16 protein-coding genes are annotated in these 17478 nt (G+C 62.0%); 6 read left to right on the top strand and 10 right to left on the bottom strand.

The window, feature by feature from the left end; translation table 11 throughout:
* The 4 genes from FFM81_RS21695 to FFM81_RS21680 form a co-directional block, all read right to left on the bottom strand.
* Entirely contained in the window at window positions 1-765 is a 765-nt protein-coding gene (locus FFM81_RS21695; protein WP_003572042.1) for an SDR family oxidoreductase, read from the bottom strand.
* Between the two features lie 375 nt (window positions 766-1140).
* A complete protein-coding gene (locus FFM81_RS21690; protein WP_138384607.1) occupies window positions 1141-2340 on the bottom strand; it encodes a thiolase family protein in 1200 nt (399 codons plus the stop codon).
* Window positions 2318-3841, bottom strand: coding sequence for a class I adenylate-forming enzyme family protein (locus FFM81_RS21685; protein WP_003572040.1), 1524 nt, complete (start codon window positions 3839-3841; stop codon window positions 2318-2320). The genes FFM81_RS21690 and FFM81_RS21685 overlap by 23 nt, the downstream gene beginning before the upstream one ends.
* 28 nt (window positions 3842-3869) lie before the next feature.
* Window positions 3870-4280, bottom strand: coding sequence for an acyl-CoA thioesterase (locus FFM81_RS21680; protein ID WP_138384608.1), 411 nt, complete (start codon window positions 4278-4280; stop codon window positions 3870-3872).
* 53 nt (window positions 4281-4333) lie between these two features.
* Here FFM81_RS21680 and FFM81_RS21675 point away from each other — a divergent pair, with 53 nt between their 5' ends.
* Window positions 4334-5302, top strand: coding sequence for a zinc-dependent alcohol dehydrogenase family protein (locus tag FFM81_RS21675; RefSeq protein WP_128399963.1), 969 nt, complete (start codon window positions 4334-4336; stop codon window positions 5300-5302).
* A 408-nt stretch (window positions 5303-5710) separates the two neighbouring features.
* Here the strand turns inward: FFM81_RS21675 and FFM81_RS21670 are convergent, their stop codons facing one another.
* Complete coding sequence (locus FFM81_RS21670; protein ID WP_128399964.1) at window positions 5711-6625, bottom strand: LysR family transcriptional regulator; 915 nt, start codon at window positions 6623-6625, stop codon at window positions 5711-5713.
* Window positions 6626-6751: 126 nt separating this feature from the next.
* Between FFM81_RS21670 and FFM81_RS21665 the strand changes: the two genes are divergently transcribed.
* Both FFM81_RS21665 and FFM81_RS21660 read left to right on the top strand, forming a co-directional pair.
* Window positions 6752-6967, top strand: coding sequence for a hypothetical protein (locus FFM81_RS21665; protein WP_173883828.1), 216 nt, complete (start codon window positions 6752-6754; stop codon window positions 6965-6967).
* A 120-nt stretch (window positions 6968-7087) separates the two neighbouring features.
* Window positions 7088-8176 carry a tartrate dehydrogenase gene (locus FFM81_RS21660; RefSeq protein ID WP_138384609.1) on the top strand — a complete coding sequence of 363 codons (1089 nt, stop codon included), beginning with the start codon at window positions 7088-7090 and terminating at the stop codon, window positions 8174-8176.
* Between the two features lie 255 nt (window positions 8177-8431).
* Here FFM81_RS21660 and katG read toward each other — a convergent pair whose 3' ends face one another.
* The gene (katG, locus tag FFM81_RS21655) at window positions 8432-10618 is read right to left on the bottom strand and encodes a catalase/peroxidase HPI (RefSeq protein ID WP_138384610.1); all 2187 of its coding nucleotides are present in this window, start codon (window positions 10616-10618) and stop codon (window positions 8432-8434) included.
* A gap of 144 nt (window positions 10619-10762) precedes the next feature.
* Here katG and FFM81_RS21650 point away from each other — a divergent pair, with 144 nt between their 5' ends.
* Window positions 10763-11677, top strand: coding sequence for a hydrogen peroxide-inducible genes activator (locus FFM81_RS21650; RefSeq protein WP_003572029.1), 915 nt, complete (start codon window positions 10763-10765; stop codon window positions 11675-11677).
* Between the two features lie 167 nt (window positions 11678-11844).
* Here FFM81_RS21650 and panB read toward each other — a convergent pair whose 3' ends face one another.
* Together panB and panC are read right to left on the bottom strand one after the other, a co-directional pair.
* Complete coding sequence (gene panB, locus FFM81_RS21645) at window positions 11845-12666, bottom strand: 3-methyl-2-oxobutanoate hydroxymethyltransferase (RefSeq protein WP_138384611.1); 822 nt, start codon at window positions 12664-12666, stop codon at window positions 11845-11847.
* Window positions 12663-13580, bottom strand: a complete 918-nt coding sequence (panC, locus tag FFM81_RS21640; RefSeq protein WP_138384612.1) for a pantoate--beta-alanine ligase — start codon at window positions 13578-13580, stop codon at window positions 12663-12665. The genes panB and panC overlap by 4 nt, the downstream gene beginning before the upstream one ends.
* A 233-nt stretch (window positions 13581-13813) precedes the next feature.
* Between panC and FFM81_RS21635 the strand changes: the two genes are divergently transcribed.
* Both FFM81_RS21635 and FFM81_RS21630 read left to right on the top strand, forming a co-directional pair.
* Complete coding sequence (locus tag FFM81_RS21635) at window positions 13814-14296, top strand: ProQ/FINO family protein (protein WP_138384706.1); 483 nt, start codon at window positions 13814-13816, stop codon at window positions 14294-14296.
* A 162-nt stretch (window positions 14297-14458) separates the two neighbouring features.
* Window positions 14459-15493 carry an Ldh family oxidoreductase gene (locus FFM81_RS21630; RefSeq protein WP_138384613.1) on the top strand — a complete coding sequence of 345 codons (1035 nt, stop codon included), beginning with the start codon at window positions 14459-14461 and terminating at the stop codon, window positions 15491-15493.
* A gap of 79 nt (window positions 15494-15572) precedes the next feature.
* Here FFM81_RS21630 and FFM81_RS21625 read toward each other — a convergent pair whose 3' ends face one another.
* Entirely contained in the window at window positions 15573-16535 is a 963-nt protein-coding gene (locus FFM81_RS21625; protein ID WP_003572024.1) for a dihydrodipicolinate synthase family protein, read from the bottom strand.
* A gap of 109 nt (window positions 16536-16644) precedes the next feature.
* Window positions 16645-17349, bottom strand: a complete 705-nt coding sequence (locus FFM81_RS21620) for a GntR family transcriptional regulator (protein WP_138384614.1) — start codon at window positions 17347-17349, stop codon at window positions 16645-16647.
* Window positions 17350-17478 lie beyond the last annotated feature (129 nt).

Raw genomic sequence — 17478 nt, 5'->3', positions numbered from 1 at the left:
TCAAGCGCTCTTTTTCTGCGGCGGTTGTCGGCTGAGCCAGTCGTCGAAGCGGATCCGGCCGAGCCGCGCCTTGGGTCCGGTTACCAGCGAATTGTCTTCGAGCTCGACGCCAAAATAGCGGGCATGCGGATCAGCCATCACCTGGCGCGGATCGTTCGTCGCTTTCAGCAGGCGCGTGACGATGTCGGTGAGGCGGATTTTCTCCGGTCCACCGATCTCGATCGTGCCATTGACAGGCGCGGCCAGCGCCACCTCGGCCATGACGTCGGCGACATCGTCCGAGGCGATCGGCTGCACGTAGGCGGGCGACAGATGCACCATCTGCCCGACCGTGCCGGACTGGGCGATGCCGGCCATGAATTCGTGGAACTGCGTGGAATGGACGATGGTGTAGGGGATGCCGGAGCCCTTGATCAGCTCTTCCTGTGCCATCTTGGCGCGCATATAGCCGCTGCCCTGCAATCGCTCCATACCGACGATCGACAGCGCGATGTGGTGCTTCACGCCGGCGGCAGCCCCTGCCTTGAGCAGATTGCGGCCCGACGTCTGGAAGAATTCCAAGACGGCCTTGTCCTCGAAGGAGGGCGAGTTGGCAAGATCGAGCACCACCTGCGCTCCGACAAGCGCTTCCGCCAGGCCTTTGCCGGTGATCGTGTCGACGCCTGAATTCGGCGACGCCGCCAACACCTCGTGTCCCTTGCTGCGCAATCTTTCCACGGTCTTCGAGCCGATGAGCCCGGTACCGCCGATAATGACGATCTTCATGGGTTAGTCTCCTTGTCGTTGCGAGGTTTTCCTCTGTTGACTTGCCTTTGCTGAAGGAAGGCGGGCAGGAACTGCTCTGCGTGCCGAAACCGCGTGCCACGAGGCAAGCGGCTTCATCGGACGGAACCGATCGCCAGGAGAATGCGCCGGATCGTGGGCCTGAACTATTCTCTCTCGGTCGCTGTCGACCTATGCCAAGGCAGTAGGAAGGCTAGTCCTGCGGTCGAAGGTTCGTGCGGAAACGGAGAAGACCTGCGTCATCCGGCGTCACCGGGGGATGGGGCGGAAGGAGATGCTGCGGCCTCTCGATGCCCTTCGGATACTCGGGGACAAGAAGATATGTTGCGCGGATCTCCGATCCCGGCTCTCGCCTCTTCAGGAGAGCCTGACTGCCTCGAACAGCGCCGTCAGCCCGATGCCACCGCCGATCCCGATCATGGCAAGGCCGGTCGCGGCTGGCGACCAACCATCCCCGCGGATCAGTTGACTATATAGCCGGGTAACGAGAATCGCTCCTGATGCCCCGAACGGATGGCCGAGCGCCAGGGCGCCCCCATTGCCGTTGACCGCGTCGGCGGCGATGCCGAGTTGATCCAGCGATGCCAGAACCTGAGCCGCGAAGGCTTCGTTGAACTCGAAGGCGTCGATTTCGGAAAGCGAGAGGCCGGGCTGGCGCTGCATGAGCTTTTTAGTCGAAGCGACCGGCCCGATGCCGAGCAGGTTGGGGTCAACGCCGGCGGCGGCGCTGTCGATGAAGGCGAGGCCTTTTTCGATGCCGAGGCTTTTTGCCATGGCGCGGCTCATGACGAGCACCAGGCAGGCGCCGTCATTGAGCGGGCAGGCATTGCCTGCCGTCACCGAGCCATCGGCCAGGAAGACGGGCCGGAGGTTTGCGAGCGCCTGAAGTGACGTGCCCGGGCGCGGGCACTCGTCGCATTCGATCAGCCCGTCGCGGGTGGAGATATCGACGATTTCGGGACGAAAGAGGCCCGCCTCGGCCGCCGCAACAGCGAGCCGGTGGCTGCGCAGGGCGAATTCATCCTGCCTCTGGCGCGAGATGCCGAAGGCACGCGCGACGTTTTCGGCGGCAACGCCCATCTCAGGGTCGCCGACCGCTTCGGGAGAAAACCGGGCGCGGCCGTAAAAGCGCGGCACTGCGCCATTGGCTTTCGGCCGTTCGACGCGCCATGGCGCGGTGCTGACGCTCTCGACGCCGCCGGCAAGAAAACACGCGCCGGCTTTCGCCTGGATCAGCCGGGCGGCGAGGATGATCGCTTCCAGGCCCGAGCCGCATTGCCGGTCGATAGCCACACCGGGCACCGCCATCGGCAGGTCTGCATGGAGGGCCGCGAGCCGGCCGATATTGCCGCCACCGCCCGCGGCGTTGCCGACGAGCACGTCGTCTATGTCATTCGGCGCAATGCCTGTTTCGGCAATGATCCGGCGGATGATCGGCGCAAGCAGGTCTTCGGCGGCGACTGTCGCAAGCGATCCGAAGGCCCGGCCGATCGGCGTGCGGTAAGCGGCAACCACGACCGGCTGCCAATCCTCGTCAGGCTGATAGGCGTAGGACAAGACCGTCTCCCGAAATGACCGATGCCTCTACCTCACCCCTCGCGATCTTGCCGCTGCTCGTCATCGGCCAAGAGGCGATATGGTAGAATTGCCTGGGGATCTTGAACCTCGCAAGCTTGGTCGCGCAATGCTCCGCCAGAATTTTCGGGTTCGTGGCCTCCCCCGAGACGACCGCGACGATCCGCTGGCCGTAATAGACATCCGGCAGCCCGAAGACGACGGCCTCCTCGAGCCCCGGGCAGGTTTTGAGCGCACTCTCGACTTCGGCGGGATAGACGTTGTTGCCGCCTGAAATCATCATGCCGCCTGCCCGGCCGATCACCCGCAGCATTCCCTTGGCATCGATCTCGCCGAGATCGCCGACCGTCGCGCCTGCCGGGGTGACCCGAAACGCCTGGCCGTCGTCGCCCCAGAGATAACCGTCGGCGATCAGATCGCTTCTGACGAAGATGGTGCCCGGCACGTCGGTGCCGACATCCTTTTCATCAGGACCCCGAATGGAAATCTCGACGCCGGGATAGGCCTGCCCCACCCGCTCGATCGGAAAATCGAGCGCGCCGCCGACAAGGGTGGAGACGGTCATGAAACCGATTTCGGATGCGCCGTAATATTCGCGGATGCGCGCATTCGGAAAAAGGCGGCGCATGGAGTCGACGCCGTTCACGTCAAGCTTGGCGCCGGCAGTCAGGACATCACGCAATGAGGTCAGAGCAGGTTCGGCGGCGCAGGCTCGGGCAATGCCCGCAATGTGGGTCGGCACGGCGACCAGCCGTTCGATCTTTTCGGCGGAGAGAATGTGCGCGACGGCGGCGGCATCCCATTTCCTGACCGAATGGAAGGTGCCGCCGGCATCCAAAGCTTCGACCATGGCGTAAAGGGCCAGACCATGCGCCAGGGCGCCCGGGCACATGGTCGATGGGGCGTCTTCGAGCTCGAAAACCACGCGGCCGCGATCGAGACTGCGGCGCCACTGTTGGCGCGAGCGATAATAGGCCTTCGGCTCTGCCGTTGTGCCCGAGGTAAAGCCGATCAGGAAGATGCCCTCGGCATCATCAGGCAGATCGCCTTCCGTCTCCGTGAGATCGAAGGGCTCGGCCCCGGCGACGACGACAGCAATGCCGAGCCTGCGGCCGATTTCGGCGCTTGGGCTTGCATCGTCGTCGACGACAAGCACGTCAGGCGCCAGCCGCTCGACGATGCGCTCGATCCTTTCCGGCGGCATCATCGGGTCGATCACCGCGCAGGCATTCGGCAAGGCAGTGGCGGCAACGAAATATTCGGCGAAGCCGATATGGTTGCCGAGGCTGAGGGCGACAAGTTTCTCGACGCCGGGCAGATCGAGCGTGCGGCGGGTGGAGTGCGGCAATTCCTGGAAAAAGCGGTAGATCGCCTTGGCGCGCAGACAGAGTTCGCCATGGCTCAGGCAGCGGCCGTCGATCACCAGGGCCGGCTTGTCCGGCCTTTCCGTTGCATGTCGAAGAAGCTGCGCATGGATCGGCATGGACACCCGCTGGTTTGAAGATCGGCCGTCAGCCTAAGGCGGCTCTGGTGACGTCGGGAATGGGCGTCGGGCGGCTGTCGGAAAGGCCGACACAGACCCAGACGAGCCCCGCCGAGGCGCAATGGGCGCCGTCACGCTGGCGAAAGAGTTCGATCCCAAAGGAGAGGCTCGTGCGCCCGATTTTTTCGACCGTCACCTTGGCTTCGACGATATCGTCGATGTCGATCGGGTTGTGAAAGGTGAGCTCCGCCTTCTTCACGTGATAGGCAACACCCGACGAGGTGTGGCGGAATTGGCTCAGAATTTCCCGGTGCCGCAGGAACTCGACGACGGCATCCTCGCAATAGTCGAGGTAAACCGAGTTATGGACATGACCATAGATGTCGATGTCTCGCATCGAGACCCGGAAGGATGCTAAAGGCCTGTCGTCAACACTCATGCGGTCACCGAAAATTGGTGGGCTGTTCTAACCGCTGTTGTCTGGGGGATGCAATGCAATATCAGGCGGTCGTGCGAAAATTCGGGCCAGCCGAGGAGGTCGTCGAGATCGAGCGGGCTGCGCTGCCGGTGCTGCGCCGCGACCAGGTGCGGGTGCGTCTCTTGGCTCGGTCGATCAATCCATCCGATATCATCACCATATCGGGCGCCTATAGCGGACGCACGACCCTGCCCTTCATTCCGGGGTTCGAAGCCTTCGGCGTGGTCGAGGCGTGCGGTGAAGAGGTTCATGGACTTTCCCCTGGCACGCGCGTGCTGCCGGTGCGTAGCGCCGGCGGATGGCAGGAATTCAAGGATGCCGATGCCAGCTGGTGCCTTCGTGTTCCCGACACACTCTCCGACTTCGAAGCGGCGACCAGCTATGTCAACCCGATGACCGCCTGGCTGATGCTGCATAAGAAGATCGGCCTCAAACCGGGCATGCGCATCGCCATCAATGCGGCCGCCTCTTCGATCGGATCGATATTGACCGGCATGGCGAACGCGGTTGGCGTGGAGCCGGTGGCGATCGTCCGCAGTGAGGAATCCCTCCAGCGCCTGCGCGGCCGGCTCGAGACCATAATCGTCGACAAAGCGGACGGCGATCTCGCAGCGGGACTTGTCGGCAGGTCCGGGCTCGACGCAGTGCTCGACTGCGTCGGCGGCGCGCGCGCCTCGATCCTCGCAGATGCGCTCAAACCCGGCGGGCATTTCCTGCATTACGGCCTGCTTTCAGGAGAAAGCATCCCGCCGTCATTCTGGGCCGCCCATTCCGACATTGCCTTTTCCTATTGTCACCTCAGGGAATGGGTTCATGCCGAAGCGATGGGCGACGTGCAGCACGCCTATTCCCAGGTCGCCGCGCAGATCGCCTCGAAGGTCATCGCGACCGAAGTGCGGGAGGTCTTTCCGCTGGAAGAGATCGGCGAGGCGCTGCGCACCGCCCTTCCCTTCCGGGCGGGTGGCAAGGTGCTGCTCGCCTGATCGGGCAAGCACCAGCGGCGGTCGAATACCGAACGAGCAGCCAGGCGCCCGCCTCGTCCTTCGAAGGCCGCCTATAGCTGCGATCCGACAGGAAGATCCGTGTCCACCCCACACGGGATCTTTTCGTCGTATAAGGAAAGGACACGCCGTGTGGCACGCCCCTCTGCCTGCGGGGCCTGGGCTCGCGCCATGTCGACCCGTCCTTCGGACCCCCACAGGTGGGGAGATCGCTGGGGACCGGTTTGCCCAACCAACTCACCTCCCAATCACTTTGAGACGGTAGAGAGAGCGATGGTACGACCACTTGCGGATCTCCCCTTGTAAGGGAGATGCCCGCAGGGCAAAGGGGGTCGCACGCGGCAAAATGCCATTGCACTCGATCGCCAAGTTTTCTGTGGTTCCTGCCGCTTACGCAAGAGCTGAATATTTCTCTATATTGCCGGTCAGCAACTCTATGAAAAGATCCCTGGCAGGTTCGCGAACTGCTTTCATCCAGGCGACAGCGAGAGGCAATTTATGCATTGGTGCGTCGTGTTCGCGCGATAGCGGCAGATATTTCACGCCGCTTGCCGCAAGCTTTGAGGTCCATTTCGGAACGATCGCCGACCCTATTCCAGCAGCAACGAGATTGATAATCGTCTGCTTTTCATCAGCGATCTGAGCAATCCTGGGACGCAATCCAATTTCGGAGAAGAGCTCCATCGTCAGATCATAGCTATGGGGACGAGATCGTCGCTCAGGCACGATCATCGGCTCGTCTTGCAATTCCCGGACCGAAACCTCGCATTGGCTGGCGAGTGCGCTACGCTCAGGAACTGCCACCACCGCAGTTTCATAAAACAATGGTTTCACCACGAGCGAAGCGCTCATTCCCTCTCTCGGCCGGATCAAGATCAGATCCAGCCGCCCCGCCAGCAGCTTGGGGATCAATCGGATCGACTTGTCTTCGACCAATTGCGTCGTCGTTTGAGGCGCTATTTCGCGAAAATCATGCAAAAGCATCGGAACGAGACCGGCTGCGGCGCTATCGATTGCACCGATACGCAGTATCGGCCCCGCAGAGTGCTTTCTCGATCTGATTTGGTCCGCGACCTCATCGAGGCGAGCAAGGACTGGCCTCACCTCTTTCAGTAACGCTACGCCGTCTTCTGTCAGGGTTACGCTTCTGGTCGTCCGGGTCAGCAGGCTCGTTCCTAACGATTCCTCAAGCAATCGCACATGGCGACCCAACGAGGCGGGCAGCAATCCAACGCTCTGGGCGGCTCGCCCGAAGTGTAGTTGTTCGGCGACGGCCGCAAAGCATCGCAGCTGCTCAAGTTCCATTCCAGCATCCAGATTATATCAGATAATTATATAATTATACGGTTGTTAAACTAACGGCAAGCCGCTTCTATAGTGTTTTCGGCGCGCTGAGGACGCGTCAATCGTTCCGCTGGGAGGAGTTTTCATATGTTCGAAACGCGCGTAATGCGCAAAGTTACCTGGCGCATCGTGCCATTCATTATGGTCTTGTATTTGATCGCGTTCGTTGATCGCGTCAACATTGGTTTCGCCTCTCTGACGATGAACGCAGGCGTCGAAACGACCAACTCGATTGGCAATGTCGCGCCCTCGATGATCGGCTGGATCAAGGACACAACCGGACGCTTCGAGGGAGATCTTTAGTTCGTTGCTGAGCTGTTGGTGGTCTCTGCTGCCGTCACACTGATCCTTTCGCGCACCGGACGCCGAGGTGCACATGCCAAGACATCGGCCCAACACTAAAATACCGAATGGAAAATGACGATGCGTGAATACAAGATTGCGGCCGTCCCCGCCGACGGTATTGGCCCGGAAGTGATAGCCGCCGGCCTGCAGGTTCTCGAAGCGCTCGAAAAGCGCAGCGGCGACTTCAAGATCCGTGCCGAGACCTTCGACTGGGGGTCGGACTATTACAAAAGGCACGGCGTGATGATGCCGGCCGACGGCCTTGAGACCCTGAAAAAGTTTGATGCGATCTATTTTGGGGCGGTCGGCGCACCTGACGTGCCGGACCATATCACGCTCTGGGGGCTGCGCCTGCCGATCTGCCAGGGTTTCGACCAGTATGCCAACGTACGGCCGACCAAAATCCTGCCTGGCATTACACCGCCGCTGCGCAACTGCGGTCCCGGTGATCTCGACTGGGTTATCGTCCGCGAAAACTCTGAAGGCGAATATTCCGGCCACGGCGGCCGCGCCCATAAGGGATTGCCGGAGGAAGTCGGCACGGAAGTAGCGATCTTCACCCGCGTCGGCGTTACGCGCATCATGCGCTATGCCTTCAAGCTGGCCCAATCCCGGCCGCGCAAGCTGCTCACCGTTGTGACCAAATCGAACGCGCAGCGCCACGGTATGGTGATGTGGGACGAGATCGCCGCCGAAGTGTCCAAGGAGTTTGCCGATGTTGCCTGGGACAAGATGCTGGTCGATGCAATGACCGTGCGCATGACCCTGAAACCGGAAAGCCTCGATACGATCGTCGCAACAAATCTCCATGCGGATATCCTCTCCGATCTGGCTGGTGCTCTGGCCGGTTCGCTCGGCGTTGCGCCGACTGCCAACATTGATCCGGAACGACGCTTTCCGTCCATGTTCGAGCCGATCCATGGATCAGCGTTCGACATTACCGGAAAGGGGATTGCCAATCCGATTGCCACCTTCTGGACTGCAGCGCAGATGCTGGAGCATCTGGGGGAGAAGGACGCGGCCGCGCGCCTCATGGCTGCTGTCGAACGGGTCACCGAGGCTGGCATCCTAACGCCGGATGTGGGTGGCAAGGCCACTACCCAGCAGGTCACCGACGCCGTCTGCGAAGCAATCGCCGGCTCCAACATTCTCGTGGCGGCCCAATGACGTGAAATGACGCGTCCGCCCGGGATGTGCTCGCCGGATATTCGATGTAGCGGTTGCGAGCGCCGACCCTGCGAACGTTGTCACGCAGCATTTTCCGATCGCCCTAAGGGCAGATGCATCGTCGTCGGCGCGGGAAAAGGCGTCTGCCGCCATGGCCGCAGCGCTCGATGCGGTATGGAGCGACGTCGATCTCACCAGTGTCGGATAAAAAACCCGGGCGCAGCCGTAGCTGCGCCCGGGCAAAAATGCGGCCGATCAGACGAGGTCGAAGCGGTCGGCGTTCATGACCTTGTTCCAGGCGGCGACGAAGTCCTTGACGAACTTCTGCTTGGCGTCAGCCTGGCCGTAGACTTCGGCGAAGGCACGAAGCTGCGAATGCGAGCCGAAGATCAGATCGACGCGGGTGCCGGTCCATTTGGCAGCACCCGTCTTGCGGTCGCGGCCTTCATAGACGCCGTCCTTGCCGGCGGCCGGAACCCACTGCGTGGCCATGTCGAGCAGGTTGACGAAGAAGTCGTTCGTCAGCGTCTCGGGGCGCGAGGTGAAGACGCCGTGCTCCGGGTTGCCTGCCTTCAGCACGCGCAGGCCGCCGACGAGGACAGTCATTTCGGGACCGGTCAGCGTCAGGAGCTGCGCGCGGTCGACGAGTGCTTCTTCCGGCTTCATGAACTGATGGCGCTTGCCGTTCACATAGTTGCGGAAGCCATCGATACGCGGCTCGAGTGCTGCGAAGGAATGCGCGTCAGTCTGGGCTTCGGAAGCATCCGCACGGCCCGGCGTGAAAGGCACGCTGATGGCGTTGCCGCCGGCAGCTGCCGCCTTTTCGACGCCGGCAGCGCCGGCAAGCACGATCAGGTCGGCAAGCGAGATCCTTTTGCCGCCAGTCTGGGCGGCGTTGAAGTCCTTCTGGAGGCCTTCGAGAACACCGAGAACCTTAGCGAGCTGGGCTGGCTGGTTGGCGTCCCAATCCTTCTGCGGAGCGAGGCGAATGCGCGCGCCGTTGGCGCCACCGCGCTTGTCGGAACCGCGGAAGGTCGAGGCCGACGCCCAGGCGGTCGAAACCAGTTCCTGGACGCTGAGGCCCGTCGCCAGAACCTTTGCCTTCAGCTCGGCAATGTCTTTGTCGTCGATCAGCGGATGGTCGACGGCCGGGATCACGTCCTGCCAGATCAGGTCTTCGGCCGGAACCTCGGGGCCGAGGTAGCGCACCTTCGGGCCCATGTCGCGGTGGGTCAGCTTGAACCAGGCGCGGGCGAAAGCGTCGGCGAACTCGCCGGGATTTTCAAGGAAGCGGCGCGAGATCTTCTCGTAGATCGGATCGAAACGCAGCGCCAGATCGCTGGTCAGCATGGTCGGCAGATGTTTCTTGCCGGCGTCAAAGGCATCCGGAATGGAGGCTTCGGCGTTCTTGGCCTGCCACTGCTTGGCTCCGGCCGGGCTCGTCGTCAGCTCCCATTCGAAGGCGAAGAGGTTTTCGAAGAAGTGGTTGCTCCACTTGGTTGGCGTCTGCGACCAGGTGACTTCGAGGCCAGCGGTAATGGCATCCTTGCCGACGCCGGTGCCGAAGGAGCTTTTCCAGCCAAGGCCCTGGTCCTCGATCGCGCCGCCTTCCGGCTCGGCGCCGATCAGGGACGGATCGCCGGCCCCATGCGTCTTGCCGAAGGTGTGGCCGCCGGCGATCAGCGCCACGGTCTCTTCGTCGTTCATCGCCATGCGGGCGAAGGTTTCGCGGATGTCGCGGGCCGAAGAGAGCGGATCGGAATTGCCGTTCGGGCCCTCGGGGTTGACGTAGATGAGCCCCATCTGCACGGCGCCGAGCGGTTCCGCCAGCTGGCGTTCGCCGCTGTAGCGCTCGTCGCCGAGCCAGGTGCCTTCAGGACCCCAGTAGAGTTCTTCCGGCTCCCAGACGTCGGCGCGGCCGCCGGCGAAACCAAAGGTCTTGAAGCCCATGGATTCGAGCGCGACGTTGCCGGTGAGGATCAGGAGGTCGGCCCAGGAGATGCGGTTGCCGTATTTCTGCTTGATTGGCCAGAGCAGGCGACGGGCCTTGTCGAGGTTGGCATTGTCAGGCCAGCTGTTCAGCGGCGCAAACCGCTGCTGACCCTGACCGGCGCCGCCGCGCCCGTCGGTGATGCGGTAGGTTCCGGCGCTGTGCCAGGCCATGCGGATGAACAGACCGCCGTAATGACCGAAGTCGGCCGGCCACCAATCCTGCGAATCCGTCATCAGCGCGTGAAGATCCTGCTTCAGCGCATCGAGATCGAGCTTCTTGAACTCTTCGGGATAGTCGAAGGCCTGGCCGAGCGGATCTGCGCGGCCGGAATTGTGATGAAGAATCTGCACGTTCAGCTGGTTCGGCCACCAATCGCGGTTCGTCCGCGCGGTCGGAGCCTTGTGATGGGCAACAGGACATTTGCCTGCGCTGTCAGTGGGATTGTCCATGATCGTCTCCTTCATTGCTTGATCTGTCTGCCGTTTAAAAAGATGAGCCGGGCCGGCGCCCTACTCTCTCCCCTGAAGTCTTCATATCGGAAGCGTTCAATAATTTTAAGTTGGATTTACTGATTGCTGCGATAAGCTGAGCTTATGAAGAATCTTACCCTGAAACAGCTACGCTATTTTGAAGCCCTGGCAAGGGACGGCCGCTTCCGCCGCGCCGCCGATGCCTGCGCCATCTCCCAGCCGGCGCTCTCCATGCAGATCAAGGAACTCGAGCAGGAGTTGGGCAGCGAGCTCTTCGAGCGCAGCGCACGCCAGGTGAAGCTCACCCCGTTCGGCCAGACCTTTGCGCTCAGGGTCCGCGACATCCTGCGAGCGGTGGACGAATTGGGAGAATTTGCCCGTGCCTCGCGCGATTCCTTCCTCATGCGGCTGCGCATCGGCATCATCCCGACGATCGCGCCCTATCTGCTGCCGGCGATTATAAACGATCTCAACAAAAGCTTCGCCGGAATTCAGATCGATGTGCGCGAGACGCAGACGGGCAAGCTGGTTCACGAACTGGCGCAGGGCCAGCTCGACATGGCGATCGTCGCGCTGCCGGTGTCGGAACCCTCGCTGACCGAACTCGAGCTTTTCCGGGAAGAATTCGTGCTGGTGAGGCGGCAGGAGGATGGAGACAAACCGGTGCCCGAGCGCGAGGCGCTGCGCGAAATGCGGCTGCTGCTGCTCGAAGAGGGCCACTGCTTCCGCGACCAGGCACTGTCCTTCTGCAAGGTCGGGCCCGCCCGTCCTCGGGAGATCATGGAAGGCAGCTCGCTCTCCACCCTCGTCCAGATGGTCGGCGCCGGCATCGGCGTCACGTTGATCCCGGAAATGGCCGTTCCCGTCGAAACGCGCTCGGCCCAGGTTTCGATCTCCCGCTTCCCGTCGCCGCAGCCGTCGCGAACGATCGGAATGGTCTGGCGCAATTCAACGCCGATGGCCAAACAGCTGCAGGAGGTGGCCGAGGCGGTGCGCCGCTCGGCCGAAGCGATGCGGGAACAGTATGCGGGTGCGTGACGTACGATAGTACGGTTGGCGCCTAAGACCTCTCTCACAAAGCGAGGGCTGGCCGCATCGCTTCACACGATCGCCATCGTATCAATCCGTCGACGGTACAGCCCCCAGACTGTACCTTTGACAACAAGGACCAAAGCGTTGGAACGCATCTGAAAGATGCGACCGCTTCAGGAGCGGCGCTTGAACGTATGCTCCGCAGCCGGAAATTTTCGCGACCTGACTTCGTCGGCATAGGCGGAGGCGGCTGCGGCGATCCTCTTGCCGAGTTCGTCGTAGCGCTTGACGAAACGGGGGGTGAAATCGTTGAACAGCCCCAGAATGTCGTCTGACACCAGAACCTGGCCGTCGCAGGCGGAGGACGCGCCGATACCGATGGACGGTATGTGGATGGCCGAAGTCACCTCCCGGGCGAGCGGTTCCACCGTGCCTTCGACGACGACGGCAAAGGCGCCCGAGCCGCCGATCGCGTGCGCGTCACGCCTGATCTTCGACGTCTCGTGTTCGGTATGGCCGACGGAGCGATAGCCGCCTGCAGTTTGCACCTGCTGCGGCATCAGGCCGATATGCCCCATGACCGGGATGCCCCGCTTCGTCAGAAAGGCGATCGTCTCGGCCATCTCCTCGCCGCCTTCCAGTTTGACCGCATCGCAGCCGGTTTCCTGCAGGATGCGGACGGCATTGCGGAAGGCTGCCTCTTTCGATTCCTGATAGGTTCCGAACGGCATGTCGACGACGACGCAGGCCTTGGCGACGCCGCGCATCACCGCCTTGCCATGGGCGATCATCATCTCGAGCGTGACGCCGATGGTGGTCTCCATGCCGTAGAGCACCATGCCGAGCGAATCCCCGACCAGCAGAAGGTCGCAATGCTCATCCAGCAACCGCGCCATCGGCGTCGTATAGGCGGTCAGGCAAACGATCGGTTTGCTGCCCTTCATGGCTGAGATGCGGGTCGGCGTCAGACGCTTTTGAGATCCGGTGGCGCTCATTTCGTCGCTCCCCTTCCCGGCTGGCCCCTTCCCTGCAGGCCCTTCCCGCCGGTAATCCCGGCAATTCGGTTGTTGCGGACGACCCGGTTGTCGAGGAGCCGCGTCGAGCCGAACCGGACGAAGAGCGCCACGACGACAGGCTCGTCGATCGAGCTGACCTGCTCAAGCGTCGAAGCGTCCCTGACGGCGACGACTTCAGGCTTTGCCAGCGGCTCGCGGCCGAGAAATTCCGTGAGCTTCACTTCCAATCCCTTGGCATCCGTCAGGCCATTGGCAACCAGGCGCTCGGCCTCGTCGAGGGTCTGCGGGACGATCACCGCGGCGCGCCGCTCCTCCGGGCTGAGATAGACGTTGCGCGACGACAGGGCGAGGCCGTCGCCGTCCCTGACGGTCGGCACCGATATCACCCGCACCGGCACCGCAAGATCTTCCACCATGCGTTTGATGATGACGACCTGCTGATAGTCCTTCTGGCCGAAATAGGCGGTCTGGGGTTGCACGATGTTGAGGAGCTTGCAGACGACGGTGGCCACACCGGCAAAATGCCCGGGCCTGACCGCGCCCTCGAGCTCGCGGCCGAGATCGGGAACATCGACGACGGTCTGCATCGGACGCGGATACATGTCTTCGACATCGGGCGCGAAAAGGAAATTGACCCCGGCCTGCTTGAGCATGCCTGAATCGCGTTCGAGATCGCGCGGATATTTGCTGAGGTCTTCGGCTGGGCCGAACTGCAGCGGATTGACGAAGATCGACACAACGACGAGGTCGTTCTCGGCCCGGGCGCGCGATACGAGCTCCATATGGCCGGGATGGAGGTAGCCCATCGTCGGCACCAGGCCGACGGTACGCCCCTGGCGCTTCAGCGCATCGAGCGTGTGGCGCAGCTCGTCGATACTCGAGAAAACCCGCATATATCCTCCCCGCGGCCGGTCACTCATCTTGGGCGCGGATAAGAAGTGTAATCGATGCTTGAGGTCAATGCACATTCGGCGATAAAAACGATTAGATGGAATGGCAGGCCGATCAGACCAGCCTATATCTGCGCGAAAATGGCGGCTTGCGGCAGGACCGGCAATGTGCGAACTGCGCCGATATTGGCCCTGTCCGTCAATTTACCATCACAGTCGGTCGCTATGGAGGATGCATGGACAAACCCTGGAAGATCAGCCGCGGGCCGATTGCGGCAGCCGAGCTCGACGTGGAGAAGGCAAACGCGATCAACATGCTGTTGATCCGGCCAGTCGGCGTACTTCCCGCCAAGCCGGGAGACCCTGTCCTCCCCTTTGCCGTCGGCCTCTTCAACGAGCTGCGCCCGCTGCTGAAACCCGACGCCGGCGTGACGACGCTGAGGCGCGCGACGGCTGCCTATGTCCATTGCCGGCGCTATTATTTCGCCAGCGCCCAGTCCGATTCCATGCGTCATGACCTGGACGGCAAGCCGGTCGAACCACTGTCGCCAGACGATCGGCTGGTCGCGCAAAAACGCTTTCTGAACCTTAAGCGGAATGCGGGCACGGCCGAGGCGCCCGAGGACACGGCTCCGGCTCCCTCTCCCCTGTTGAGCAAGAACGAACAGATTCGCGCAGTCCTCCTCAGCAGGAAGAACTCGTCAGTCCAAGCGGAATGAGATTGGGTTTGCCATATCCCCTTTCTCGTTTATGCATTTTTCGGCAAGACTGAGAGATTTGGTTCGCCATAAATGTTTGGTGGGTTCGGGCTTGGCTCTTGCATCCTCAGCAATGTCGATCGGCTAGGTCATCTTCAAAATCGCGGCGAGGAGAAACGCAGCATGACGAAAACCACCTTGACGATTGCCGACCTGAATGGGCGGGTCGAAGCCATCTTCCGCAAGGCCGGCCTCAATGCCGTGCAGGCCGGGGCGCTTGCCCGCGTCATCGTCGCCGGTGAGCGCGACGCCTGCAAATCGCATGGCATTTACCGCATCGAGGGCGCGCTGCGCACCGTCAAATCAGGCAAGGTGAAGCCGGACGCGGTGCCCGAACTGGACCTCAACGAAGGGTCCGCCATCGTCAAGGTCAATGCCAAGGGGGGCTTTGCCAATGCGGCCTTCGAACTCGGCGTGCCGGCGCTGGCCGAACGCACACGCAAGCTCGGCATTGCCGCCCTCGTCATCAATGATTGCAGCCATTTCTCCGCGCTCTGGCCGGAAGTCGAGGCAGTGACCAACGAGGGTCTTGCCGGTCTCGTCATGTGCCCCAGTTATGCGACCGTCGCGCCAGCCGGTGGCACCAAACCGCTGCTCGGCACAAACCCTTTCGCCTTCGGTTGGCCGCGCAAGGACATGTCGCCCTACGTATTCGACTTTGCGACCTCGGTTGCCGCCCGCGGAGAAATCGAGTTGCACCGCCGCGCCGGAAAGCAGCTTCCCGAGGGCTGGGCGATCGATGCCAACGGCAATCCGACGACCGATCCGGAAGCCGCCCTTGCCGGCGCCATGCTGCCCTTCGGCGGGCACAAGGGATCGGCGATCGGCACGATGATCGAGCTCCTCGCCGGCATCATGATCGGTGATCTCACCAGCCCGGAGGTGCTCGACTATCTCGGCACGACGACACTTGCCCCCTTCCATGGCGAACTCATCATCGCCATGTCGCCGCAAGCCTTCGCCGCCGGCCGGCCCGGCGATCCCTTCGCCCGCGCCGAGCTGCTCTTCGAGGCGATCGTCGGAAGCGGCGCCCGCCTGCCTTCGCAGCGCCGCTTCGCCGCCCGCCAGAAATCCGAGACGGAAGGCGTCGCGCTGACGGCCGCCGAGTTGGAGCTGCTTGACCGTCTTTTCGAAAAAGGTCTCGAAGCGGTCTCCTGAGGGCCTCTTCCTTATACTGGTGACAAAAGAGAAGGCCCCCTCCGCGAGGAGGGCCTTCTGCTTGAGGGGGATCGTGAAATTATCCCTTGTATTTCTGCACGGCGCCCGGCAGCTTGCTCCACTCGGCGTACCACGTATCAAACAGCTTCAGCTGGGCTTCGACATAGCCGCGCTGGCTTTCGGAGAGCACGTCCGTCTCGTTGAAGTGCAGCGTGTATTCCGTGTCGCCCTTCAGCACCATCATATGCTTGAAGTAGAGAACGAGGTCCGGGCCTTCGTCGAAGGAGGAGAGCACGGCCAGCGCCGATTCCAGTTCCAGCGCGCGCTGGCGGGCATCCGGATCGCCGGCGGCCGCGGCCTGGGCGAGGTTGCACATGTGGATGACTTCCTTCGGCAGCACGCAGCCAATGCCGGTGATCGCGCCGACGGCGCCGCAATTGACGAAGCCATGGAAGACGCAGGTGTCGACGCCGATCATCAGCGAGACGTCATCGTCGCGGCTGGTGATGTTTTCGGCCGCATAGCGCATATCGGCCGCACCGCCGAATTCCTTGAAACCGACGAGGTTCTTGTGGTCCTGGCGCAGCGCGAAGAACAGCTCGGCGCGGGTGGCAAAGCCGTAATAGGGGCTGTTGTAGATGACGGCCGGCAGGTTCGGGGCGGCCGAAAGGATCGCCTTGAAATGGTTCTTCTGGGCGGCGACGACCGTGCCGCGCGACAGGACGCGCGGGATCACCATCAGGCCCTGGGCGCCGACCTTCTGGGCGTGCGCAGCATGCGCAACAGCCGAAGCGGTATTGACGGCGCCCGTGCCGACGATCACCGGAATGCCGGCCTTCACCAGACGCTCAACGCCCTGCATGCGCTGTTCGTCCGTCAGTAGCGGCCAGTCACCCATTGAGCCACAATAGACGACGGCGGACATGCCTTTTTCGATCAGCTCCTTGCCCTTGCGCACCAGTGCGTCGAAATCCGGCGTGCGGTCGTCCTTGCAGGGCGTCATCAAAGCGGGAATGACGCCGGAAAAAATTGTAGCCTTCATGTCGATTTCCTCCGCGGCTTGGTGGGAAGGTCGGCCGCTAAGGTCGCCGACCCGTTCGACGGTGGGATAGCATCTTGTGTTCTATTTGTCGACAAGAAAAATACAAGACCTATAGCGCTATGTCGAGCTTGCCGTTGCGACTGAAAAGTTTCTGCACCTGGGCGACAATCTGTTCGGCGTGCACCTTGCCCAGTCGATCGGCCTCGTCGACATTCCGCGCTTCGATCGCGGCAATCATCTCGGCATGTTCGTCGACGAACTGCTGGGGAAAATGTTCGTCGTAGGACTGGTAGTAAAGGCGGAGAATGCGACGGCCTTCATCAAGCAGCCGGCGAAAAAGCCCGGTGAAATACGGATTGCGCCCGGCTTCGGCAATGGCGGCGTGGAAAGCGGCGTTGGTCGCGATCATCGCCAGCGTGTCGCGTGCTTCGATTGCCGCCGCGTAGTCCTCATGGAAGCGGCGGATAGAGGGCAGGTCCTCGAGACGATGGTTCTGCGCCGCCAACCGCGTCGTTACCCGATACATGAGAACAAGGGCGTCGAAGAACGTACTGAGATTGAGAAAATCGATATTCGACACCATGGTCGAGCGGTTCGGCAGCGTTTCGATCAGCCCGTCACCGGCCAGGCGGACCAGCGCTTCGCGGATCGGTGTCCGCGACATCTTGAACCGCTCCGCCAACTGCACTTCGTCGATCGGGCTGCCGGGGCCGAGTTTCAGGTCGAGTATCTCATCGCGCAGCAGGTCGTAGACCATTTTCACGCCGGAGCCGCGCTTGCGTTCGGGAAGAGAACCGGGGTCGATGTCGGGCATAAAAACTCCTCTTGTCGACACGACAAATACAATGAGTTTCAAGCTGCATCAAACCTTCAAATGCGTTTACATCCCCGGAGCATCGCCACCCGCGATTATGCCGCATATTCTCAGCCTCGGCGCTCTTTC

It is taken from the genome of Rhizobium hidalgonense (genome assembly GCF_005862185.2).
In the GTDB taxonomy this organism is placed as follows: Bacteria; Pseudomonadota; Alphaproteobacteria; order Rhizobiales; family Rhizobiaceae; genus Rhizobium; species Rhizobium hidalgonense.
Note: the sequence above shows the minus strand (reverse complement) of the source record. Positions and strands in the feature narration are given on the sequence as shown.